The sequence below is a fragment of the Mesorhizobium sp. LNJC405B00 genome (genome assembly GCF_000502615.1).
GTDB lineage: Bacteria > Pseudomonadota > Alphaproteobacteria > Rhizobiales > Rhizobiaceae > Mesorhizobium.
In genome coordinates, this window is record NZ_AYWC01000013.1 from 183,448 (window position 1) to 204,581 (window position 21,134).

19 protein-coding genes and 1 tRNA gene are annotated in these 21,134 nt (G+C 63.8%); 11 read left to right on the forward strand and 9 right to left on the reverse strand.

Annotated elements, in window-relative coordinates; genetic code table 11:
- Positions 1-171: 171 nt before the first annotated feature.
- Positions 172-1,518: a dicarboxylate/amino acid:cation symporter gene (locus tag X756_RS142935; RefSeq protein WP_155922526.1), complete on the forward strand. Its 1,347-nt coding sequence runs from the start codon at positions 172-174 to the stop codon at positions 1,516-1,518.
- Positions 1,519-1,653: 135 nt separating this feature from the next.
- Positions 1,654-2,235: a histidine phosphatase family protein gene (locus X756_RS142930; protein WP_023730994.1), complete on the forward strand. Its 582-nt coding sequence runs from the start codon at positions 1,654-1,656 to the stop codon at positions 2,233-2,235.
- Positions 2,236-2,256: 21 nt separating this feature from the next.
- On the opposite strand, the gene X756_RS142925 is transcribed toward X756_RS142930, so the two are convergent.
- Positions 2,257-3,009, reverse strand: coding sequence for a pseudouridine synthase (locus X756_RS142925; protein WP_023730995.1), 753 nt, complete (start codon positions 3,007-3,009; stop codon positions 2,257-2,259).
- 211 nt (positions 3,010-3,220) lie between these two features.
- Between X756_RS142925 and X756_RS1000000169480 the strand changes: the two genes are divergently transcribed.
- On the forward strand, positions 3,221-3,319 hold the full coding sequence (locus X756_RS1000000169480; protein WP_198020063.1) for a putative RiPP precursor: 99 nt from the start codon (positions 3,221-3,223) through the stop codon (positions 3,317-3,319).
- 27 nt (positions 3,320-3,346) lie between these two features.
- Positions 3,347-3,556, forward strand: a complete 210-nt coding sequence (locus tag X756_RS142920) for a DUF768 domain-containing protein (RefSeq protein ID WP_023730997.1) — start codon at positions 3,347-3,349, stop codon at positions 3,554-3,556.
- Between the two features lie 103 nt (positions 3,557-3,659).
- Here the strand turns inward: X756_RS142920 and X756_RS142915 are convergent, their stop codons facing one another.
- Positions 3,660-4,118, reverse strand: coding sequence for a hypothetical protein (locus X756_RS142915; RefSeq protein WP_023696662.1), 459 nt, complete (start codon positions 4,116-4,118; stop codon positions 3,660-3,662).
- A 190-nt stretch (positions 4,119-4,308) separates the two neighbouring features.
- Between X756_RS142915 and X756_RS142910 the strand changes: the two genes are divergently transcribed.
- The 3 genes from X756_RS142910 (at position 4,309) to X756_RS142900 (ending at position 6,720) form a co-directional block, all read left to right on the forward strand.
- Positions 4,309-4,572 (forward strand): DUF982 domain-containing protein, encoded by a 264-nt coding sequence (locus tag X756_RS142910; RefSeq protein WP_023730998.1) that lies wholly within the window; start codon positions 4,309-4,311, stop codon positions 4,570-4,572.
- A gap of 68 nt (positions 4,573-4,640) precedes the next feature.
- Positions 4,641-5,240, forward strand: coding sequence for an SOS response-associated peptidase (locus X756_RS142905; protein WP_023730999.1), 600 nt, complete (start codon positions 4,641-4,643; stop codon positions 5,238-5,240).
- A gap of 316 nt (positions 5,241-5,556) precedes the next feature.
- Positions 5,557-6,720, forward strand: coding sequence for a helix-turn-helix domain-containing protein (locus X756_RS142900; protein ID WP_031239239.1), 1,164 nt, complete (start codon positions 5,557-5,559; stop codon positions 6,718-6,720).
- Between the two features lie 37 nt (positions 6,721-6,757).
- On the opposite strand, the gene X756_RS142895 is transcribed toward X756_RS142900, so the two are convergent.
- Positions 6,758-6,834 (reverse strand) — tRNA-Pro (locus X756_RS142895).
- Positions 6,835-7,033: 199 nt separating this feature from the next.
- Between X756_RS142895 and X756_RS142890 the strand changes: the two genes are divergently transcribed.
- Positions 7,034-8,554 carry a phosphomannomutase/phosphoglucomutase gene (locus X756_RS142890; RefSeq protein WP_023731001.1) on the forward strand — a complete coding sequence of 507 codons (1,521 nt, stop codon included), beginning with the start codon at positions 7,034-7,036 and terminating at the stop codon, positions 8,552-8,554.
- An 11-nt stretch (positions 8,555-8,565) separates the two neighbouring features.
- Positions 8,566-10,803, forward strand: coding sequence for a mannose-1-phosphate guanylyltransferase/mannose-6-phosphate isomerase (locus X756_RS142885; RefSeq protein ID WP_023731002.1), 2,238 nt, complete (start codon positions 8,566-8,568; stop codon positions 10,801-10,803).
- Positions 10,804-10,991: 188 nt separating this feature from the next.
- Here X756_RS142885 and betB read toward each other — a convergent pair whose 3' ends face one another.
- Genes betB through betI form a run of 5 tightly spaced genes read right to left on the reverse strand, consistent with a single transcriptional unit; the run spans position 10,992 to position 17,292 of the window.
- On the reverse strand, positions 10,992-12,455 hold the full coding sequence (betB, locus tag X756_RS142880) for a betaine-aldehyde dehydrogenase (RefSeq protein ID WP_023731003.1): 1,464 nt from the start codon (positions 12,453-12,455) through the stop codon (positions 10,992-10,994).
- A 51-nt stretch (positions 12,456-12,506) separates the two neighbouring features.
- The gene (gene betA, locus X756_RS142875) at positions 12,507-14,159 is read right to left on the reverse strand and encodes a choline dehydrogenase (RefSeq protein ID WP_023715687.1); all 1,653 of its coding nucleotides are present in this window, start codon (positions 14,157-14,159) and stop codon (positions 12,507-12,509) included.
- A gap of 3 nt (positions 14,160-14,162) precedes the next feature.
- Complete coding sequence (locus X756_RS142870) at positions 14,163-15,167, reverse strand: threonine/serine dehydratase (protein WP_023731004.1); 1,005 nt, start codon at positions 15,165-15,167, stop codon at positions 14,163-14,165.
- Complete coding sequence (gene betC, locus X756_RS142865; RefSeq protein ID WP_023731005.1) at positions 15,164-16,693, reverse strand: choline-sulfatase; 1,530 nt, start codon at positions 16,691-16,693, stop codon at positions 15,164-15,166. Before betC ends, X756_RS142870 begins: the two co-directional genes overlap by 4 nt.
- 8 nt (positions 16,694-16,701) lie before the next feature.
- Complete coding sequence (betI, locus tag X756_RS142860) at positions 16,702-17,292, reverse strand: transcriptional regulator BetI (protein ID WP_023731006.1); 591 nt, start codon at positions 17,290-17,292, stop codon at positions 16,702-16,704.
- A 189-nt stretch (positions 17,293-17,481) separates the two neighbouring features.
- Here betI and X756_RS142855 point away from each other — a divergent pair, with 189 nt between their 5' ends.
- Together X756_RS142855 and X756_RS142850 are read left to right on the forward strand one after the other, a co-directional pair.
- Entirely contained in the window at positions 17,482-18,648 is a 1,167-nt protein-coding gene (locus X756_RS142855; RefSeq protein ID WP_023731007.1) for an acetyl-CoA acetyltransferase, read from the forward strand.
- A 27-nt stretch (positions 18,649-18,675) separates the two neighbouring features.
- A complete protein-coding gene (locus tag X756_RS142850; RefSeq protein ID WP_023731008.1) occupies positions 18,676-19,680 on the forward strand; it encodes an asparaginase in 1,005 nt (334 codons plus the stop codon).
- Here X756_RS142850 and X756_RS142845 read toward each other — a convergent pair.
- Complete coding sequence (locus X756_RS142845; RefSeq protein WP_023731009.1) at positions 19,673-21,067, reverse strand: TIGR03808 family TAT-translocated repetitive protein; 1,395 nt, start codon at positions 21,065-21,067, stop codon at positions 19,673-19,675. The two genes, X756_RS142850 and X756_RS142845, sit on opposite strands and share 8 nt — an antisense overlap.
- Between the last annotated feature and the right edge of the window lie 67 nt (positions 21,068-21,134).

The following is a 21,134-nucleotide window of genomic DNA, read 5'->3' on the forward strand; positions in this document are numbered from 1 at the left end:
TGTCCGCACTTGCGGTTGAGCGGCATCAGCCTCCATCGGTCGAATACCCAACAAAATCAATGGCTGCGGTAATGCCGCACAGTCTGGCACGGCAGTTGCAATCACCGATACAGCAGTCGCAAGGCTGCGGAAACAACTGCCCCGGGAGGTCGAGCTTTCGATCGGGGCGCCATGGAGGACGTCATGCAGCCAGCATTCGCTGCCGCCGAACCGCGCGGCAAGCTACCCTTTTACCGTCATCTCTACGTGCAGGTCCTGACGGCGATCGCCGCCGGCGTGCTGCTCGGTCATTTCTATCCCGAACTCGGTGCTTCGCTGAAGCCGCTCGGCGATGCCTTCATCAAGCTGGTCAAGATGGTGATCGCGCCGGTCATCTTCCTGACGGTGACCACCGGCATTGCCGGCGTCTCCGACCTGAAAAAGGTTGGCCGCGTCGCCGGCAAGGCGATGATCTATTTCCTGGTCTTTTCGACCCTGGCGCTGGTCGTCGGCATGGTCGTCTCCAACGTCGTCCAACCGGGCGCCGGCATGCACATCAATGCGGCGACGCTCGACCCCTCGAAGGTCGCCACCTTCACCGAGAAGGCGCATGACACGACCATCGTCGGCTTCCTGCTCAACATCATCCCCGACACCATCACTGGCGCCTTCGCGCAAGGCGACATTCTGCAAGTGCTGTTCTTCTCGGTACTGTTCGGCATCTCTCTCGCTCTGGTCGGCGAGCGCGGCCGCCCGGTCGTCGATTTCCTGCAGGCGCTGACCTCGCCTATTTTCCGCCTGGTCGCCATCCTGATGAAGGCCGCCCCCATCGGCGCCTTCGGCGCCATGGCCTTCACCGTCGGCAAATACGGCATCGGCGCGATTGCCAACCTCGCCTTTCTGATCGGCACCTTCTACCTGACGTCGCTGCTCTTCGTGCTGGTCGTGCTCGGCGCTGTCGCTTGGTACAACGGCTTCTCGATCCTCGCCTTGATCCGCTACATCAAGGAAGAGCTGCTGCTGGTGCTCGGCACCTCGTCCTCGGAAGCCGCTCTTCCCGGCCTGATGGCCAAGATGGAGCGCGCCGGCTGCAACCGCTCGGTGGTCGGCCTGGTCATCCCGACCGGCTATTCCTTCAACCTCGACGGCACCAACATCTACATGACGCTGGCGGCGCTGTTCATCGCCCAGGCGACCGACACGCCGCTCACCTATGGCGACCAGATCCTGCTGCTGCTCGTCGCCATGCTGAGCTCCAAGGGTGCCGCCGGCATCACCGGCGCCGGCTTTATCACGCTGGCCGCCACGCTCTCGGTGGTGCCTACTGTGCCGGTCGCCGGCATGGCACTGATCCTCGGCGTCGACCGCTTCATGTCGGAATGCAGAGCGCTGACCAACTTCGTCGGCAATGCAGTGGCGACGATCGTCGTGGCGCGCTGGGAAGGCGAACTCGACCAGACCAAGTTCGCCGCTGCCATGGCCGGCACATTGTCCGAGGAAGCCGACCTGGCGCTGTCGGGCGATCTGCAGCCCGCCTGACCGCTCCGGGCACTGACGTTTGAGCACAAGGCCGCAGCCGATTCGGTTGCGGCCTTTCCTTTTCCGCCTGCACGCGGCTGGCGCTGGCCAGGCCCTCCCGGGTAGGGTGCGGACGTAAAACCGAAAGGCCGGCGCATGAGCAATCCGTACCCCGAAATCTACCTCGTCCGTCACGGCGAGACGGAGTGGAGCGCTTCGGGAAAACACACCGGCCGCACCGACATACCTTTGACGCCAAAGGGCGAGGCGGCGGCTCGCGGCGTGGCGGACAGGCTCAAGGATCTGTCCTTCCAGGCGGTGTGGTCGAGCCCGTCGCAGCGCGCCTTCAGCACCTGCACGCTTGCCGGTTTCGGCGCCACTGCCGTGAAGAAGCCGGACCTGCAGGAATGGGATTACGGCGCCTACGAAGGCGTAAAGACCAAGGAGATTCTTGTGCAGCGCCCCGGCTGGCAGTTGTTCCGTGATGGCTGTCCCGACGGCGAGTCGGCAGCGGATGTCGGCGCCAGGGCCGACAGGATCATCGCCGGACTGCGGGCAATCGAGGGCAATGTGCTGGTGTTTTCGAGCTCGCATTTCCTGCGCGTGCTGGCCGCGCGCTGGCTCGGTCTGCCACCCGAAGGCGGTGCGCACTTCGTGCTTGATACCGCGAGCCTCAGCATCCTCGGCTATAAGCACGATCTGAGCGAGCCGGTGATACGCAGGTGGAACCAGAAGTAGTGTTCTCAGCAAGCCTGCCTCTTAACGCGCGAGCACCGCCAATTCCTCCGATGTCAGATGCCGCGCCTTGCCCTTGGCGAGCTCGCCGAGCTGCAAACCGCCGATCGCCACCCGAACCAGCCTCAGCACCTCGATGTCGAATGCCCCGAGCAGGCGGCGGATCTGGCGGTTGCGGCCCTCGTCGAGCACGATTTCCAGCCAGGCAGTGCGGCCGCCGCTGCGCAGCAGTTCGATCGAACTTGCGGTCAGCAGTTCGCCGTCGACGATCGCTCCGTCGCGAAAGCGCGCCAGCATCGCTTCGTCGGGCGCGGTACCGATCTGGACATGATAGGTCTTGGCGACATGCGAGGCCGGATCGAGCAGGCCGTTGGCCCAGCGCGTGTCGTTGGTCATCAGCAACAGGCCTTCGCTGGCCTTGTCGAGGCGGCCGACCGGCGACACGAAAGGCAACTCCAGATCCACCAGGCAGTCATAGACGGTGCCACGATCCTGCGGGTCATCGCGCGTGGTGACCTGTCCGCGCGGCTTATTGATCATCAGGTAGACTTTTGCCTCGCCGACGATCTGCTCGCCGTCGACAGCGATGCGGTCGCGGCCGAGATCGACGCGCAGCGACGGATCGCGCACCACCTTGCCGCCAACCCGCACGCGCCCTTCGGCGATCAGCAGCTCGGCCTGCTTGCGCGAACACAGGCCGAGTTTGGAAAGCGCCCGGTTCAGGCTGACGCCTGCGCTCGCGGCCTGTTGTCGGACGATGTCTGGCGGCCGTGCCATGTCCTGCTTGTCATCCCAATGATCGGCATCGACAAATGCCACGCCCCGCATTGGCTTCGCAACCTGCCGCGGCATCAACATCACGGGTCGCGGGAGCGGGGCTGTTCTCAAATACGATGTGTCAGGGGGTCGGGCTCAACAGCCGGCCAGGGAACGCTGCCCCGCGACGGACGTTGTTGCCGACGAGCGATTTGTCGCGAAAGGCACCGCCATGAAGAAAATCTACGAAAAACCGACGCTCGTGAAGCGAGGCAGGCTCACCAGCCTGACGGCTCAGATCGTCGCTTCTGGGGTCATTCTGGGGGAATGATCCCCAGATAACGGAAGGGATAAATCGATGAGCGAGCGCGGCGTTGATTTCCTGCAGGGCTGGATCCACGAGCACCTGCCGGGCGAACTGCCTGTCGACAAGGCAACGGCTCGAACCCTAACCACGCGAGCTGCCCTGGATGCTCGGCATTTAGGCCTTGAGGTCAGCGAGATCGAAGAGGATCTCGGTCCGCTGGAACGGGTGATTTTCGAGGCGCTGGATCAGCCCGATATCTGAGCCCCGACATCTGAGCCCCCGATATGAGCCCATTGCAGGCGATATTGGCCCATCGCCATCCTGGCGGGGGCTTTTCCGTGATGGCATCCGCGGGTGCGCAGCCCTAGGCAGCCCGCGCAGCTGACGCTCCCCGTGCCGGCGGCAATTCGAACACAGTGGCGCCGTTCTCTCGGCCGCGTTCGACATAACCGATGACACGGAACCATTTGCCGACGTCGGCCCGCTGCAGCCAGCTGCGCGAGTGGATGGGAAGGTTGCCGGCCAGCGCCTGAATGTGGCGGATGTGGCGCCTGCAGAAGCGGACTGTCGCGGCGCTGAAGAAACCCTCCTGCGCGGCAAACAGCGTGTCGGCGGCGTCGCTGTTCTCGTGCCAGGCGACGATCGCCACCGTCTTGTCGCCGTCGACCAGCGCGTGCGCCCGGCCTTCCTTCAAATTCATCATCAGATTGTCGTAGGCGACCTTGCTGTCCTTGCCGGCGGCCACATACTCGTCCGACATCCGCGTGGACAGATCGCGGAAGACACTTTCGAGATCGCCGATCGTAGCTGCGCGTGCTCGCATTTCTCCTCCTGCAGCCCCGGCAGGCAGTTTGCCCTAGGCAGACGGGATCACCAAGCAAATCAAATCCGCCATTTGGCCGATGCGCGCAAAGTGATTTCAGAAGGCGGGTTTATTGCGTTGGCAAATCGCTCCCGTGGAACCGAACTTGCCTCCCCCGAATTGACTCGCGATCGCGTTCGGGAGGGGAAGCATGCAAGATCAGCATTTCGATGAGCCGGTTCGCGTGGCGCTCGGCAGGTCCAGAAACACGATCTACAAGGTGGAGCGTGTCGCGCAGGCCGCTGACATCCTCATGAACCGATGGCCCGTGAAGACAGGCGGCTATCACGTCGCCGCCCGCAAAGCCTGCCTCGGCGTTCTCGAAGACCTGAAAGAGCCGCGCTATGCCCGCGCCCCCTTCGTCAACGCGGCGATCGAGGCCGATATCCTGGTCGAGCGCGACCGCGAGGGTTGAACGGCCACGGCTTTCCATCGCCTCTTTGTTTGCGTAACGTAAACTGGCAGACCGGTCGGGAGCCTTCCATGTGCAACGACTATGAGCAGCATATTCTCTGGGCTGAATATTGCCGGATGCTGGAGTCGCTGGCACTCGAGATCCCGACCCATCAGACCGAACTTGACCTGCCGCAGGTTGATGACATCCACATTAATGATCCGGCCCCGATCATGCGCGCCGCCGGCGACACCGGCGCTGTCGAACTGACGTCGATGACGTTCGGATTTCCACCGGCCGGACCGAAAGGCGGACCAGTGTTCAACTTCCGCTCCGAAGGCAGGCAATTCGCCGGCAGCAAACGCTGCCTCGTTCCGGCATCCGCCTTCTTCGAGTTCACGGGCACGAAGTATCCGAAGGCAAAGCATCGCTTCACGCTCAACGGCTCGCCGTTCATGGCCATCGCAGGGCTTTGGCGTGAAGCTGCCGGCAACAAGCCGCCAACCTTCACCATGCTGACAACCGAGCCTGGACCGGATATTGCGCCCTATCACAGTCGGCAGGTCGTGGTGCTTCGGCCCGGCGATTGGGCGGCTTGGCTCAGTCTGACGAAGCCGGAAGCCGAACTGCTGCAGCCGCTTCCAGCCGGCTCGCTGCGCGTGGAGACCGTGCGCCCCGAAAGTTCATAACTCGGTTGGGCAGGCTTGCCGGCACAGCCGGCAGGCCGAAATCAGGAATCCGTCGGTGCGGCGCCAGGAAGTCAAGCCCTTGATGTTCAGTGCCCTTCCCGAGAGATGGGTGACAGTTCATTCCGGAGACATGGGTTACACTTTCGGCCCTTTGCAAGGAGAGCNGTGCTCTTCCGATCTTCAATTCCCACTCAGGCCTCCACACTATCTCTTTGTGCCCTTCCCGAGAGATGGGTGACAGTTCATTCCGGAGACATGGGTTACACTTTCGGCCCTTTGCAAGGAGAGCAAGGTGCCTTGGAAGGAGTGTAACGTCATGGAAGAGCGGCTGAAGTTCATTGCCCGGCTGCTGGACGGCGAGAAGATATCGGTGCTTTGCCGTGAGTTCGATATCTCGCGCAAGACCGGCTACAAGATCCTCACACGCTACAATGACAGTGGCCTTGAGGGGCTGACGGATCGATCACGCCGACCCTACCGCCACGCCAATCAGCTTCCGTTTCAAATCGAGAAGCTGATTGTGCGCCTCAAGCAAGACAAGCCGACCTGGGGTGCGCCAAAGATACGCGAACGGTTGGCCCGGCTGTATCCTGACGTTCACCGGCCTGCGATCTCGACGGTGCATGCGGTTCTCGACCGCCATGGCCTGGTCGAGCGCCGCAAGCGAAGGCGCAACAGGGCGATGGGAACACCACTTTCAAACGGCTATCGGCCCAACGATCTGTGGTGTGCCGACTACAAAGGCGAGTTCATGCTCGCCGATCGGCGCTATTGCTATCCGCTGACGATCACCGACTTCGCCAGCCGCTATCTCATCGCCTGCGAGGCGTTGTCGACTACCAAGGAAGCCTATGCCTTCACGGTGTTCGAGAGCGTTTTCAAAGAGTTCGGCCTGCCCAGCGCCATCAGGACCGACAATGGCGTTCCCTTTGCCAGCCCAAACGCGCTGTTCAATCTCAGCAAACTGTCGGTCTGGTGGCTGCGCCTGGGCATCGACATCGAGCGCATCCAGCCGGGCTGTCCGCAGCAGAACGGGCGCCATGAGCGCATGCACCTGACTCTCAAGAAGGAAACCACCAAACCGGCTGGCGCCAATTTCCTGCAGCAGCAGGCCAGGTTCGATGACTTCATCAATGAGTTCAACTCAGAACGCCCACATCAGGCGCTCGACATGGCCTGTCCAGCCGAGCGCTACACCCCGTCACCGCGCATCTATGCCGGCCTGCCGGATCTCGATTATCCGTTTCACGACAAGGCCGTCACCGTCACCACCTGCGGCCGCATCTGCTACAATCGCAAGAAGATCAACCTCAGCCTCGTCTTTGCCGGCCAGACCGTCGGCATCAAACAGGTCGAGGACCATATCTGGCTGGCTTCCTTCATGGATTATGATTTGGGCTACTTCGATGATGAGACATGCAGGCTCGAACCACTCCAAAACCCCTTCGGGCCAAAAGTGTTACCCATGTCTCCGATATAAACCGTAACCTATGTGTCCGGAATGGACCTGTTTTTTCTGGTCGGAGTGGCAGGATTTGAACCTGCGACCCCCTCGTCCCGAACGAGGTGCGCTACCAGGCTGCGCTACACTCCGTGACCAGACCGCGGGCTTATAGCTGCCGCATACCGTTCCTGCAAGCGGCAATGGCAGCGCTTCTGTCGCATTTCGTTGGCTTTCGTTGGGCATTGCCGCAAAGCTTGGCTTTCCTCCCGGGATAAACCCGGCTTAAAGCCTTGTGTGCTAAGTCGCAGCCTCGATAGATCGTGTTTTCGCCATCTGGAGCTTTGCTGCCTTGCCCCTGAAAATCGTAGGCGACGCCCGGCCCAACAGCTTCGAATTCGAAACCGAAGCGCTGATCAAGGCGTCCGGCTTTCGCGAATACGACGCGCGCTGGTGGTTTGGCCATGCCGGTTCGACGCAACCGCCGGACCTGAACCTGATCGGCGTCCAAGCGTTGGGCATGGGCCTGGGCACCTTGATCCGCCGTCTTGGCGCGGGTCCCGACATCGTCACCGGGCATGATTTCCGTTCCTATTCGCTTGCCATCAAGCTGGCGCTGGTTTCCGGCCTGATGGCTGCGGGCGCAAAGGTGAAAGACATTGGCCTGGCGCTGTCGCCCATGGCCTATTTCGCCCAGTTCGCGCTCGACGCGGCATCCGTCGCCATGGTCACGGCATCGCACAACGATAATGGCTGGACCGGAGTCAAGATGGGTGCGGCGAGGCCGCTGACCTTCGGACCAGAGGAGATGAGCGCACTGAAACAGATCGTGCTGTCGAGCGACTTCGATCTCGCCGGCGGCGGCTGCTACGATTTCGTCGCCGGTTTTCGCGAGACCTATCTCGACGACCTGACTCAGGACAAGCGCATCGCGCGCAAGATCAGGGTTGTGGCGGCTTGCGGCAACGGCACCGCCGGCGCCTTCGCGCCGCAGGCGCTGGAGCGCATCGGCTGCGAGGTGATCCCGCTCGATGTCGAGCTCGACCACACTTTTCCCCGCTATAACCCCAACCCTGAAGACATGCAGATGCTGCACGCCATCCGCGACAAGGTGCTGGAGACCGGCGCCGATGTCGGGCTGGGCTTCGACGGCGACGGCGACCGTTGCGGCGTGGTCGACAATGAGGGCAACGAGATCTTCGCCGACAAGGTCGGCGTCATGCTCGCGCGCGATATCTCCAGCCAGCATCCCGGCTCGACCTTCGTCGTCGATGTCAAATCGACCGGCCTGTTCAACACCGACAGCGTTTTGCGTGGCAACGGCGCGAAGACAGATTACTGGAAGACCGGCCATTCCTATATCAAGCGCCGGGTCGCCGAGCTTGGCGCCGTCGCCGGATTCGAGAAGTCGGGCCATTTCTTCTTCAACCCGCCGATCGGCCGCGGCTATGATGACGGTCTCATCACGGCAATAGCCATTTGTGAGATGCTCGACCGGAACCCCAGAAATTCGATGGCCGATCTCTATCGCGCGCTGCCGCTGACCTTCGGCACGCCGACCATGTCCCCGCATTGCGCCGACGATGTGAAATACGGCGTGGTCGATCGGGTGGTGGCGGACTTCCAGGCGATGCAGCGCGCCGGCAAGACTTTTGCCGGCCAGAAGATCGCTGACCTGATCACCGTCAACGGCGTGCGCGTCGTGGCTGAGGACGGCACCTGGGGGCTGGTGCGGGCGTCATCGAACAAGCCGGAGCTTGTCGTGGTTGTCGAAAGCCCGACATCGTCCGACCGCCGCCGGCAGATGTTCGAGGCCGTCGACGCCGTGCTGCGCCGCAGCCCCGAAGTCGGCGCTTACAACCAGACGTTCTGATTGGACCTTTCATGAGCGAGCGCATCGTCAGTTTTGTCATGAGCGGCGGTGTCGGCTCGCGGCTGTGGCCGCTGTCGCGCGAGGACAACCCGAAACAGTTCCACGATCTTTCCGGCGACGGCTCGATGCTGGCCAAGACACTGCGCCGGCTGACGGCGCGGCCGGAGGGCGAAACGCCGATCTTCTTGATCGCCGCCGAGCGCCATGCCGAGCGCGTGCATGCCGACCTTGCCGGCCTCGACCTCGCCGGCGGTGGCCCGCTGTTCGAGCCGACCGGGCGCAACACGGCTGCCGCCGTGGCGCTGGCCGCGCTGCGCACATTGTCGGAGTTCGGCGACAGCCTGGTGCTGGTGGTGCCGTCAGACCACGAAATCGCCACGCCCAAGCAGTTCTGGCAGAGCGTCGAGGCGGGCAGCCAGGCAGCGCTTGCCGGCCGTCTGGTGGTGTTCGGCATCAAGCCGACGCAGCCCGAGACCGGCTATGGGTATATCGAAGTCGCAGCCGAAAGCGGCGGCGTCTTCGACGTGTCGCGCTTCGTCGAAAAGCCCGACCTCGCCACTGCGCAGAGCTATCTCAGTGCGGGCACCTTCTACTGGAACACCGGCATTTTCCTGTTTCGCGCCGGCGCCATGCGCGACGCCTTCGCCACCTTCCAACCCGACATCTGGCAGGCCACCGAAACCGCCTACAAGGCGGCAACGAGCGACCTGTCCGGCCTCTATATGCCGCTCGACCTCTACGCCGCCATCCCGTCGAACTCGATCGACTACGCCATCATGGAACGGGCCAAGGACATCGCCATGGTGCCGGCCGGCTTCCGCTGGAACGACCTCGGCTCCTGGCAGTCGCTGCTCGATGTCGGCCCTGCCGACGCCAAGGGCAATGTCGTCGTCGGCGATGTCGTCGCCATCGATTGCGAAAACTCCTACATCAGAAGCGACGGCCGGCTTTTGTCGGCAATCGGTATGAAGGATGTCGCCATCGTCTCGACGGCGGACGCCACCTTCGTCGCCCCGGTCAGCCACAGCCAGCACGTCAAGAAAATCGTCGAGCAGCTGGAAAAGTCGGGCCGGCTGGAAACCAGGTTCACGCCGGCACACGACCGCGTCATCGAGAGCGGCGCCTGGCGTCGGCGCGTGCATCACTGGCTGTTCGAGGAGACCTTGCCGCTGTGGTCGACTTCAGGCGTCGATGAGCGTCATGGCGGCTTCCACGAGGCGCTCGGCTTCGACGGCGAGGCGCTGTTGAAGCCCAAGCGCATGCGCACGACGGCGAGGCAAGTCTACGCCTTCGCCGTTGCCAAGGCCCGCGGCTGGGACGGTCCAGCCGATCGCCTGATCTCCCATGGCATCGCCTTCATGGCCGGCAAGGGCCGCACGGACCGGGGCGGCTGGGTGCGCACGCTCAATGTCGACGGCTCCGTCGCCGACCCAACCGAGGATGCCTACGACCATTCCTGCGTGCTGCTGGCGCTGGCGCATGCGCATATGTGCGGCAATCCGGATGCGCTGCGGCTGGGCCAGGAGACCTTCGTGTTCCTCGACGCGCATCTCGAGGACAGCCGCATGACCGGTTTCCTCGAGACGTCGGACGGGGAGGGCGAGCGGCGCTCCAACCCGCATATGCATCTGCTCGAGGCCTTCCTCGCCTGGTATGAGGCGACCGGCGACCGCACCTATCTGCGCCGCGCCGCGCGCATCATCGACCTTTTCCGCAGTCATTTCTTCGATGCCGAGAGCTGGACGCTGGGCGAATATTTCGACGCCGGGTGGAAGCCGGCCGCCGGCGAGAAGGGCACATGGACGGAGCCCGGTCATCATTTCGAATGGGCCTCGCTGCTCACCGATTTCGTCGCCCGCAGCGGCCAGGGCGAGTTGAGCAATTTTGCCCGCAAGCTCTACGCCTCGGCCATCGCCAACGGCCTCAACCGCGCCACCGGCCTTGCCTACGGCGCGGTCTCCAGACAGGGTCTGCCGCTCGAGCTTGTGTCGCGGAGCTGGCCACAGGCCGAAGCGATCAAGGCGGCGATTGCGCTGGATGGCTCGGGTGGTCCCGACCTCAAGCCGGAAATCGAGGCGCGCGTCGGCCGCCTGTTCCGCTGGCACATCGATCCGGCCCCGCTCGGCCTGTGGATTGACCGCATCGACGAACGCGGCCGCTCCTTGGCATCGGACGTGCCGGCCAGCATCTTCTATCATCTGGTCTGCGCGCTGACGCAGTATCTGGACGGCACGGCGCAGAAGGGGTGAGGCGTTGGAGCTGCCAATCTCCCCCCTTGCGGGGGAGATGCCTGGCAAGGCAGAGGGGGGTGCTGTCCCGCCGACGTCTCAGCTACTCGAAGATCAGACCAAAGGTGGCGATCCGTCACACCCCCCTCTGGCCTGCCGGCCATCTCCCCCGCAAGGGGGGAGATCAGCTGTCACTTCGCTTTCAACCCTCAATACGGGCTCGCCACGTCCCCGGTCTCGACATACACCGCCTTCAGCTGCGAATAGAGCGCTAAAGCCGCCAGCGAGTTCTCGCGCCCGATGCCGGATTGCTTCACCCCGCCAAACGGAATTTCCACTGGCGTCAGATTGTAGGCGTTGATCCAGCAGGTGCCGGCCTGCAGTTCGGCGATCACCCTATGAGCGCGCTGCAGGTCGCGGGTGAAGACGCCGGCGGCGAGGCCGAATTTGGTGTCGTTGGCGCGGTCGATCACCTCGTCCTCGCCGTCGAACTTCAGCACGCTCATCACCGGCCCGAAAATCTCCTCGCGCGCAATGCGCATTGTGTCGGTGACACCGGTGAACACCGTCGGCTCGACAAAGAAGCCGCCATCGAACCCTTGCAGCGACGGCACGTTGCCACCGCAGGCGAGCGTTGCTCCATCCTGCCTGCCGGCCGCGATGTAGGAAACGACCTTCTCCTGCTGCGCCTTGTTGACCAGCGGCCCCATCTGCGTCTCAGGATCGAGCGGATCGCCGATGCGGATCTTTTTCGTCCGCTCGACAAGCCGGTCGACGAAGCGGTCATGGATGCCGCTTTGTACGAAAACACGCGTGCCGTTGGAGCAGATCTGCCCGGTCGAATAGAAATTGCCGAGCATGGCGCCGCCGATGGCGTTTTCGAGATCGGCATCGTCGAACACGATCAGCGGCGACTTGCCGCCGAGTTCCATCGTCGCATGCTTCATCTTCGAGCCGGCGAGCGACAGCACCTTGCGGCCGGTCGGCACCGAGCCGGTCACCGAAACCTTGGCAACGACATCATGGCCGACCAGGCCGGCGCCGACATCGCCATAGCCTTGCACGACGTTGAACAGCCCGTCGGGCAGGCCCGCCTCTGAGTAGATCTCGGCCAGCGCCAGCGCCGACAGCGGCGTGTTCTCCGAGGGCTTGAACACCATGGCGTTGCCCATGGCGAGCGCGGGGGCGGATTTCCAGCCGGCGATCTGGATCGGATAGTTCCAGGCGCCGATGCCGACGCACACACCGAGCGCCTCGCGGCGCGTATAGGCAAAAGGTCCACCAAGATCGATCGCATCGCCGTTGAAGGCGGCAACCGCGCCGCCGAAATATTCGAGGCAGTCGGCGGCCGATAGTGCATCCGCCACCAGCGTCTCCTGGATCGCTTTGCCGGTGTTGAGCGTCTCGATCCGCGCCAGATCGGCGTTGCGCGCGCGCAAAATGTCGGCGGCGCGGCGCAGGATGCGGCCACGCTCGACCGGCTTCATCCGCGCCCAGGCCGGTTGTGCGGCCCGCGCGGCTTCGATGGCGAGCTCCAGCACGTTCGGAGTCGCCGAATGCAAAGTGGCGATGACCTCACCGGTCGCCGGATAGATCACCGGCAGCGGCGCGCCGCCTTCGTCCTCGATGTAGCGGCCGTTGACATAGTGCGATGCCGTTGGCTGGGCGCGCATGCTGTTCTCCAGATGTATTCGCTATTGCGGAGCAGTCCGCCGGACAATGCCCTATCGATCCGCCACCTGCCAGCGCGGATTGATCCAGGGTTCCTGGTTGGACGGCGCCAGTGGCGTGCGGCCGAGAATGTGGTCGGAGGCCTTCTCGCCGGTCATGATCGACGGCGCGTTGAGGTTGCCGTTGGTCACCCGCGGGAAGATCGAGGAGTCGGCGACGCGCAGGCCGTCGACGCCGATTACCCGGCACTCCGGATCGACCACGCTCATGATGTCGTCGGCGCGGCCCATCTTGCAGGTGCCGCACGGGTGGTAGGCACTCTCGGCATGATCGCGGATGAAGGCGTCGAGATCCTCGTCCGACTGGACGTGCGAACCCGGCGAGATTTCCTTGCCGCGAAAGCCGTCAAAAGCCTTCTGGCCGAAGATCTCGCGGGTCAGCCGGATGCAGTGGCGGAACTCGGTCCAGTCGTCTGGATGCGACATGTAGTTGAAGCGGATGACCGGCGTCGCTTTCGGGTCGGGCGAGCGCAGCGTCACCGAACCGCGCGACTTCGACCGCATCGGCCCGACATGCGCCTGGAAGCCATGCGCCTTCGCCGCCGCCTTGCCGTCATAGCGCACCGCCGCCGGGATGAAGTGGTACTGGATATCGGGGTAGTCGACACCGGCCTGCGAGCGTACGAAGGCCGCGGCCTCGAAATGGTTGGTGGCGCCGAGGCCGGTCTTGAAGAACAGCCACTGCGCCCCGATCAGCGTCTTGGAGAATGGGTTGAGAACCGAATTCAGCGTGATCGGCTGGGTCGATTCCTGCTGGATGTAGAGCTCCATATGATCCTGCAGATTGCGGCCGACACCGGGCCGGTCGGCCACGACCTGGATGCCGTTCTCCGTGAGATGCGCGGCCGGGCCGATACCGGATAGCATCAGGATCTTGGGCGAATTGATCGACGATGCGGCGACGATCACCTCACGTCGTGCCTTAACGACCTGAATCTGTTTGTGAGCTTCCATCTCGACTCCGACGGCACGCTGATTCTCGATGATCACCCGGCGGGCGAAGCCTCTGATCACGCTGACATTTTGCCGCTTGAGCGCCGGCTTCAGATAGGCTGACGCCGCCGACCAGCGGCGGCCGCCGCGTATGGTTTGCTCCATCGGTCCGAAGCCTTCCTGCTTCGAGCCATTGTAGTCGTCGGTCAGTTCGAACCCGGCTTGGCGGCCGGCCTCGACAAAGGCGCCGTAGAGCGGATTCTTGCGCGGGCCACGCTGGACGTGCAGCGGGCCGCCGTGGCCGCGCCAGCCGTCCTCGCCCCCGTCACTGTCCTCCATGCGCTTGAAATAGGGCAGCACGTCGGCGAAGCCCCAGCCGGCCGCCCCCTGTTCGGCCCAGTGGTCGAAGTCGCGTGCGTGGCCCCTGACATATACCATGCCGTTGATCGAGGACGAGCCGCCGATCACCTTGCCGCGTGGCGTCGCCAGCACGCGGCCGCCGAGATGCGGCTCTGGTTCGCTGGCAAAGCCCCAGTCGTAAAGGCTCATGTTGAGCGGGATCGACAGCGCCGACGGCATCTGGATCAGCGGCCCGATATCGGTGCCGCCGAACTCGATGACGATCACCGAATGCTTGCCGTCTTCCGACAGCCGGTAGGCCATGGCCGAGCCGGCCGAGCCGGAGCCGATGATGACGAAGTCTGCTTCAAGCATGGTTCACATGCGCCCATCGTTCATATGCGAAATAAAATCGGCGAGCGAGACATTGCCGCCGGTAGCCATGACCAGGACCGTTTTACCCGTCACATCCACCTTGCCGCCGAGCAGCGCCGCCAGAGAGGCGGCGCCTGACGGCTCGAGCACCAGCTTCATCCGCTCGAAGGCGATCTTCATCGCTTGCCTAACCGACTGGTCGTCGACGGTGATGCCGCGCACGCCGGCGTTCCTGACCGCCGCGAACGGCGCGTCGCCCGGCCGCCGCGACATCAGCCCGTCGCAAATCGATTTCGGCGCGATCGGCATGGTCTCGATGGCGCCATGCGCTAGCGATGCACCCATGCCGTTGAAGCCTTCCGGCTCGACGCCGATGATCTCGGTTGCCGGCGACAGATAGTGGAAGGCGAGCGACATGCCGCCGATCAGTCCGCCGCCGCCGACCGAGCAGAACAGAAGGTCGGCACTGGCGTCCTTTGCCTCGAGTTGTTCGAGCGCTTCGAGCCCGGCGCCGGCCTGGCCGGCAACGATCTCCGGATCGTCGAATGGATGCAGCAACGCCAGCCCTTCGGTCTCGGCAATCTCGCGGGCCTTGGCGGCTGCGACCTCTTCACGGGCGCGCTCGCCATGATCGGTCAGCACGACGCGCGCGCCATAGCCTGCGGTCGCATCGCGCTTGGCGGCCGGCGCGTCGAGCGGCATGACGATGGTGACGGGAATGCCGAGCGCCTGGCCGGCGGCTGCCAACCCTTGCGCGAAATTGCCGGAGGAGTAGGCGACGACGCCTTTTATGGCCTCATCCGGCGACAGCCGCTTCAACCGCCAATAGGCGCCGCGCACCTTGAACGATCCCGCCCATTGCAGCGATTCCGGTTTGATGAAGACGCGGGCCGCACCCGTCTCCTTGGCCAAGGCTGTCGATTCCAGCAAAGGCGTGATCTGCGTCGCCTTCGACGTCACGGCATAGGCCTGTCTGAGGTGCTCGAGGGAGGGGACAATTGTCATCATTCGCCTCGCGGAAAGCGTTTCTGTTCCTCGAGATTGTCGAGGTTCATGTGGTTGCGCATGTAGCGTTCCGACGCCTTCTGCAGTGGCTGGAACTCCCAGGGGTAATGCGTGCCGTTGCGCAGCGCGGGATAAACCACCCAGCGCCGCGCCTGGCTGACGCGCACCGCGGCATCGAATGCCGCCATGTCCCAGCGCGCTCGCACGGCTCCCGTGAAGGCCGCCACCAGATCGGCATGCGCCGGATCGGTGGCAAGATTGGTGCGTTCTTGCGGATCGGCTTCGAGATCGAACAGAAGCGGCGGGTCGATCTCGCAATGGATGAATTTGTAGCGGCCGTCGCGGATCGCCACCAACGGCGCGTTGGAGCCCTCGGCGGCATATTCCATCAGCACCGGCGCGGTGCGCTGTCCGCCATCAAGCAACGGCAGCAGCGACTGGCCATCGGTCCACGGTGCGATCGCGGAGATGTCGATGCCGGCGAGATCGCACAGCGTCGGCGTCACGTCGAGGTTGGAGACCGGCGCCTCGATCAGCCCTGCAGGAATGCCTTTGCCGGCGATCATCAAAGGTACTCGCGCCGAGCCCTCGAAAAAATTCATCTTGAACCACAGGCCGCGCTCGCCAAGCATGTCGCCATGGTCGGAGCAGAACAGGATGATGGTGTCGTCCAGCATGCGCGTTCGCTCCAGCACTGACATCAACTCGCCGACCTTGTCGTCGAGATAGGAGATGTTGGCGTAGTAGCCGCGCCGCGAGCGGCGGATCTGCTCCGGCGTGATGTTGAAACTGTCGTAGTCGCTGGCCCGGTAAAGCCGTTGCGAATGCGGGTCCTGATGGGCATAGGGGATGAATCCCACCTCCGGCTCAAGCGCCGGACAGTCTTCATAGAGATCCCAATATTGCCGCCGTGCGACATAGGGGTCGTGCGGGTGGGTGAAGGAAACCGTCAGGCACCAGGGCCGGCTGGCCTCGTCCTCGGAGGTGCGGGCAAGATCGTAAAGTTTTTGCACCGCGTGGAAGGCGACCTCGTCGTCATACTCCATCTGGTTGGTGATCTCGGCAACGCCGGCGCCGGTGACAGAGCCCAGATTGTGATACCACCAGTCGATGCGCTCGCCGGGCTTGCGGTAATCCGGCGTCCAGCCGAAATCGGCGGGATAGATGTCGGTGGTCAGCCGCTCCTCGAAACCGTGCAACTGGTCAGGGCCGACGAAATGCATCTTGCCCGACAGGCAAGTGTAGTAGCCGGCGCCGCGCAGATGGTGGGCATAGGTCGGGATCGAGGAAGCGAATTCGGCGGCGTTGTCATAGACCTGGGTGCGCGACGGCAATTGCCCGCTCATGAAGGCGGCGCGGCCCGGCGCGCAAAGCGGCGAGGCCGTGTAGTTGTTCTGGAAGCGCGCGGCACGCGCGGCCAGCGCCTTGAGGTGCGGCGCATACAGGAAGTCCGCCGGCCCGTCCGCAAACAGCGTGCCGTTGAGCTGATCGACCATGACGATCAGGATGTTGGGTCGCCTTGATATCACTGAGGCTGTCACTGTGTCTGTCGCCCGCCGAGTTTGATTTCGAGATAATCTTCGACCAGCGCGATCGCGGTTTGAGCATCCGGCACGCCGTCCTTCAGCGCGCGCCTGATGTACAGCCCGTCGATCATCGCCGCGACCGCTTCCGCCGCGCGGTCGGCCTCGTTGCGCGGCAGTATGCCGGTCAGTCCGCTCATCAGGTTCGAGTGCAGCCGCCGCGCATAGACCCTGAGCAGCCTGCGCAGGGCCGATGATTTCTGTGCCTCGACATAAAAGGTGAGCCAGGCCGCGATGGTTTCCGGCCGGAACTGGATGTCGGAGAAGTTGACGGCGACCACCGCCGAGACGCGTTCGCGCGGCGAGCCGGCGGATTGCAGGGCGCGCCGCATGTCGATGGTCAGTTCGGCCAGTATGTGCCGCATCGTCGCCAGCAGCAGTTCGTCCTTGGCGCCGAAATAGTGGTGGGCAAGGGCCGACGACACGCCCGCCCGTCCGGCGATCTCCGACATGGTCACATCAAGCGAGCCGCGCTCGCCGATCGCCGAGATCGTCGCGTCGATGAGCGCCTTGCGGCGCAACGGTTCCATTCCGACTTTCGGCATTGGGGAGATCCAGATCAAAACCGAGATTATTTTTTATTGACGGATCAATCAATAAAAAACTCGCGCTCGGATCAACCGATCGTGTCGCTCTGGCCCATCCCTTGGACTGGAAAACGGTTCACTGTTGAACAATATTAGAGGCTGATGCCGCGCTATGACATGTTAGGCTTGCGGCGAACGGAGGTTGCCATGACCGCATGCATCGTCGGCTGGGCGCATTCGCGCTTCGGCAAGCTTGAAGCCGAGACGCTCGAGGGCCTGATCACAAAGGTCGCGGTCGACGCGCTCGACCATGCCGGCATTGGCCCGGATGAGGTCGACGAGATCGTGCTCGGCCATTTCAACGCCGGCTTCTCCCCTCAGGATTTTACCGCCAGCCTGGTGCTGCAGGCCGATGACCGGCTGCGCTTCAAGCCGGCGACGCGGGTCGAGAACGCCTGCGCCACGGGTTCGGCAGCGGTCCGCCAAGGCATCCGCGCCATCGACGCCAATGCCGCCCGCATCGTGCTGGTGGTCGGTGCCGAGCAGATGACGACGACCCCCGGCCCCGAGATCGGCAAGAACCTGCTCAAGGCTTCCTATCTGCCGGAGGAGGGCGACACGCCGGCCGGTTTCGCTGGCGTCTTCGGCAAGATCGCGCAGGCCTATTTCCAGCGTTATGGCGACCAGTCGGACGCGCTGGCGATGATCGCCGCCAAGAACCACAAGAACGGCGTCGACAATCCGTACGCGCAGATGCGCAAGGATTTCGGTTACGAATTCTGCCGCCAGGAAAGCGAGAAGAACCCCTTCGTCGCCGGTCCGCTGAAGCGCACCGATTGCTCCCTGGTTTCCGATGGCGCCGCCGCTCTTGTGCTCACCGACACCTCGACGGCGCTGAAGATGCGCCGCGCCGTCGCCTTCCGCGCCAACGAGCATGTCCAGGATTTCCTGCCGATGTCGAAGCGCGACATCCTGTCTTTCGAAGGCTGCGCGCAGGCCTGGAACCAGGCTTTGAAGAAGGCCGGCGTGACGCTCGACGACCTCTCCTTCGTCGAGACGCATGACTGCTTCACCATTGCCGAACTCATCGAATATGAGGCGATGGGCCTGGCCAAGCCGGGCGAGGGCGCCAGGCTGGCGCTGGACGGCACGACGGCAAAAGACGGCAGGCTCCCGGTCAATCCTTCGGGCGGGCTGAAGGCCAAGGGCCATCCGATCGGCGCCACCGGTGTGTCGATGCATGTGCTGACCGCCATGCAGTTGACCGGCGAAGCAGACGGCATCCAGGTGCCGGACGCAAAGCTTGGCGGCATCTTCAACATGGGTGGCGCTGCCGTCGCCAACTACGTTTCCATCCTCGACCGGATCAGGTAGAAGCGGCCCGTATATTTCGGGGTGGTGATGACAAATCCGGTTCTGGTCGAAGTCTTGCGCGGCGCGATCGTCGAGAGCGCCCATCGCGGCGCTGTCGCAATCTTCGACGGTGACGGCAAGCCTGTCCTGGAGATCGGCGATACGGCGCGGCCGGTGTTTCCGCGCTCGGCGGTCAAGGCGATCCAGGCGCTGCCGCTGGTTGAAACGGGTGCTGCCGATGCGTACGGCTTGGGCGACCGCGAACTGGCGCTGGCCTGCGCTTCGCATTCGGGCGAACCCGCGCATGTCGAACTGGCGCAGGCGATGCTGGCCAAGGCCGGGCTCGACAAGTCGGCGCTGGAATGCGGCGCGCATTGGCCGTCGAGCCACGACGCGACGATCGCACTGGCCCGCACAGGCGTCTCGCCGAACGCACTGCACAACAATTGCTCGGGCAAGCATTCCGGATTTCTCTGCACCTGCGTGCACTCAGGGATTGCCCACCAAGGCTACGTCAAGGCAGGCCATGGTTTGCAGGAGATGGTGCGCGACGCCATGCAGGCGGTGACCGGCGCTGCCCACGATGCGGATCACCGGGCAACCGATGGCTGCTCGATCCCCACCTATGCCGTGCCGCTGAAAAGTTTTGCCCTTGGCTTTGCCCGCATGGCGACGGGCAGGAGCTTTGGCCCTGAGCGCGCCAAGGCGGCCAAACGCCTGCTGTCTGCCTGTATGGCCGAGCCTTACCTGGTCGCCGGCACCGGCAAAGTGGATGTGGCGCTGATGCAGGCCGCGCCCGGCCGCATATTCGTCAAGACGGGCGCCGAGGGTGTCTATTGCGCTGCCGTTCCGGAGCTTGGCCTCGGCATCGCGCTAAAATGTGATGACGGCGCCGGCCGCGCCGCCGAGGTGATGATTGCCACTGTGCTGGCAAAACTTCTCAGCGCCGACGGCGCACTGGCGGCGAACCTTCTGGAGCGGGCCAATCCGCCGATCGAAAGCCGCATCGGCGCCAAGGTCGGCTCGCTGCGGCCGACGACGGCGCTCAGCTGACCCTGTTTCGCTCGACCGTCAGATGCGCATAGCCGCTTACGCTTGACCGCGCGAGGTCGCCGGTCGCCGGTTCGGCCCAGCGCTGGCCGATGATGGCGCCGTTCTTGGCGCCGTCGATGACGTTGTCGGAAATGATGGCGTTTCCAGCGCCTTCTACCACAGTGACGGCGATGCCGGTTCCGGCCTGACGGATGATGTTTCCCGTAGCCACAACATTGCGCATATAAGCGCCCCAGCCGATCTGCATGCCGTAGAGCGGCGCGTTCTCGATGACATTGCCCGAGACGGTGGTGTCGGCCTCGACGCTGATACCGACGCCGAAGCCCGGCGCGTCGGCGGGGTAGGGGCCGGTGGTCGAGAGGTTGCGCACGATGTTGTTTGAGCAGACACCCATACGGCCGCCGTCGTTGAAATTGACGATCGAGATGCCGTTAGCGGCACCATCGACGATGTTGTTGCCGATGATGGCGCCTTCGAAGGAGAATTCGGAATAGAGCGCGGTTTCGCCCGACCGCGAGCAGGTGTTGCCGGTCATCTGCAGATTGCTGGAACTGTTGGCGCGGATCGCCGAGAAGGCGCAGTCCGAGACGATGTTGCCGGTGACCGAGACATTGCCGGCACGGAATGCGTTGATGCCATTGCCGTTCTGCCCGGTGCCGCCGCTGCGCGCGCCGATCCGCTGCACGCGGTTGCCGCTGACGATCGTGCCGTCCTCGGCCTGCTGCCAGCGATGGACAAGAATGCCGCCATTGCCGCAGTCGGATACGGCATTATCGGATATCGCCAGGCCAGCGGCCTCGACGGAGTAGATGCCGGCGTCCGCAGCCCCCGAAATCTCGGAGCGCTCGACGCGGCCCGACGCATGCTCCAGCGCCAGCCCATGCTTGCCGCTGCCGGTGATCGTGCAATTGTCGATGACGAGATGGGCGACGCGGCGCAGGTCGAGCAGGCCTTGCGCATCGTCGGCCAACCCGCCGTTGGCGCCGTCGAAGACCAATGCGGTGAACTCTATATGCTCGGCCTGTTCGGCCGTCAGCAAATGGCCATTGCCGCCATAGAGGATGCGCGAGNCCTGGGCGCGGCGCAAGCGACAGGCGGCGATGCGCGAGGCGCCCGGCACGCCCGAAAGCCTGACGCGGGCGGGCAGGGTCAGGTTGGACACGACATAGGTGCCCGGCGGCAGGAACACCGGCGCATTGCGCTGGCTTGCCTCGGCTAGCATCCTGGCGAAGGCCTTGCTCTGGTCGTCCGGTGCGTCCGGCTCCACGCCAAGCTCGGCGGCATTGATCGAGCCAAGCGCTGCCGTCTTCGCCAAGGCGTTGTCCAGCGAAACGCCGAGCACCGCAAAGCCGACAGTCCCCTTGAGAAGCGTTCGTCTGTTCAACATCGGCACAGATCCCTGCGATGAAATGGTTCTTCGCAGGAATTGGGCCAGCCGCATAGGTCTCCGCTCG

Bases quoted from the DNA above. Each gene is read 5' to 3' on its own strand.
- X756_RS142935 (WP_155922526.1), top strand. From the start codon at position 172: ATGGAGGACGTCATGCAGCCAGCATTCGCTGCCGCCGAACCGCGCGGC.
- X756_RS142930 (WP_023730994.1), top strand. From the start codon at position 1,654: ATGAGCAATCCGTACCCCGAAATCTACCTCGTCCGTCACGGCGAGACG.
- X756_RS142925 (WP_023730995.1), bottom strand. From the start codon at position 3,009: ATGGCACGGCCGCCAGACATCGTCCGACAACAGGCCGCGAGCGCAGGC.
- X756_RS1000000169480 (WP_198020063.1), top strand. From the start codon at position 3,221: ATGAAGAAAATCTACGAAAAACCGACGCTCGTGAAGCGAGGCAGGCTC.
- X756_RS142920 (WP_023730997.1), top strand. From the start codon at position 3,347: ATGAGCGAGCGCGGCGTTGATTTCCTGCAGGGCTGGATCCACGAGCAC.
- X756_RS142915 (WP_023696662.1), bottom strand. From the start codon at position 4,118: ATGCGAGCACGCGCAGCTACGATCGGCGATCTCGAAAGTGTCTTCCGC.
- X756_RS142910 (WP_023730998.1), top strand. From the start codon at position 4,309: ATGCAAGATCAGCATTTCGATGAGCCGGTTCGCGTGGCGCTCGGCAGG.
- X756_RS142905 (WP_023730999.1), top strand. From the start codon at position 4,641: ATGTGCAACGACTATGAGCAGCATATTCTCTGGGCTGAATATTGCCGG.
- X756_RS142900 (WP_031239239.1), top strand. From the start codon at position 5,557: ATGGAAGAGCGGCTGAAGTTCATTGCCCGGCTGCTGGACGGCGAGAAG.
- X756_RS142885 (WP_023731002.1), top strand. From the start codon at position 8,566: ATGAGCGAGCGCATCGTCAGTTTTGTCATGAGCGGCGGTGTCGGCTCG.
- betB (WP_023731003.1), bottom strand. From the start codon at position 12,455: ATGCGCGCCCAGCCAACGGCATCGCACTATGTCAACGGCCGCTACATC.
- betA (WP_023715687.1), bottom strand. From the start codon at position 14,159: ATGCTTGAAGCAGACTTCGTCATCATCGGCTCCGGCTCGGCCGGCTCG.
- X756_RS142870 (WP_023731004.1), bottom strand. From the start codon at position 15,167: ATGATGACAATTGTCCCCTCCCTCGAGCACCTCAGACAGGCCTATGCC.
- betI (WP_023731006.1), bottom strand. From the start codon at position 17,292: ATGCCGAAAGTCGGAATGGAACCGTTGCGCCGCAAGGCGCTCATCGAC.
- X756_RS142855 (WP_023731007.1), top strand. From the start codon at position 17,482: ATGACCGCATGCATCGTCGGCTGGGCGCATTCGCGCTTCGGCAAGCTT.
- X756_RS142850 (WP_023731008.1), top strand. From the start codon at position 18,676: ATGACAAATCCGGTTCTGGTCGAAGTCTTGCGCGGCGCGATCGTCGAG.